The 924-nt window shown below is 72.3% G+C and carries 1 protein-coding gene; it reads right to left on the bottom strand.

Annotation, left to right across the window (positions count from 1 at the left end; all coding sequences use genetic code 11):
* Positions 1 to 198 precede the first annotated feature (198 nt).
* Positions 199 to 774, bottom strand: coding sequence for a S26 family signal peptidase (locus ACQUQ1_RS22440; RefSeq protein WP_435066390.1), 576 nt, complete (start codon positions 772 to 774; stop codon positions 199 to 201).
* Positions 775 to 924 lie beyond the last annotated feature (150 nt).

The following is a 924-nucleotide window of genomic DNA, read 5'->3' as shown; positions in this document are numbered from 1 at the left end:
TCGGTGCCGAGGAGCCACCCGTCGGGGACGAGCGCGTCCACCGGGAGCTCGTGGAGCGTGTCGCGCAGCGTCCGCTCTGTCCGGGTCGCCTCCAGGTCGACGGGGTCGTCCGGCCGCGGACGGCGGGACATGATCACCGATTGGCACCCATGAAGTATCAATCTACTGTCCCGTGGCCGCGGGTCCGCGATCAGACGGCTACGAGCCCGAGAACGCGAGCCGCAGGTACCCGAGGTACGGGACCTCGAAGCGGGCCTCGGCGCGGATCCGGGAGGGCGTCACGATCGGGGAGTTCCCGTTCACCTGGTCGTACTCGGCGTTCGCGTCGCCCTTCGTGACGAACCCGGCGTGGGGGGCCGGACAGCTCGCGAGCTCCCGACAGGAGTCGACGCCGGCGGGGAGGTACTCCGGGTTCGCCTCGGCATACCAGTTCTCGCCGGCCTCGACGTGGAAGCGCGCGCGGTGGATGATCGGTGACGCCGGTCCCGTCGGCGACGAGAAGACGATCACGTCGCCCGGCCCGCCGAACGATCGGTCGGACGGCGGCGCGTCTCGGGCCGTGCGAACGCCCGCGACGGTCCCCTCGCCGACGCGCTCGGGTTCCGAGAGGACGACGAGGTCGCCACGCTCGAGGCCCGGCTCCATGCTCCCGGACTCGACGGCGACCATTGGCGGCCACACGCCGGTGACGGCGACTAGCGCGGCGACGACGACGGCGACCGCGAGCGCCGTCCGCGCGGCGTCTCCGACGGCCTGACGGACGGCGTCGCTCACGCCGATTGGTCTCCGGGCGGCGGAATCAGTCTTCGGGTCGGGCGCATCGCCCGACCACGCCGTCGGGGGCGGAGGCGTCGCCCGGTCACACCGGCTCGCCGAACGCGTACATGGTGTTCTGCCCGGTGATCTCCACGTCGAGGAAGTCGC

Origin of the sequence: Halobaculum sp. EA56 (assembly GCF_051195075.1) — an archaeon.
Lineage (GTDB): Archaea > Halobacteriota > Halobacteria > Halobacteriales > Haloferacaceae > Halobaculum.
Note: the sequence above shows the minus strand (reverse complement) of the source record. Positions and strands in the feature narration are given on the sequence as shown.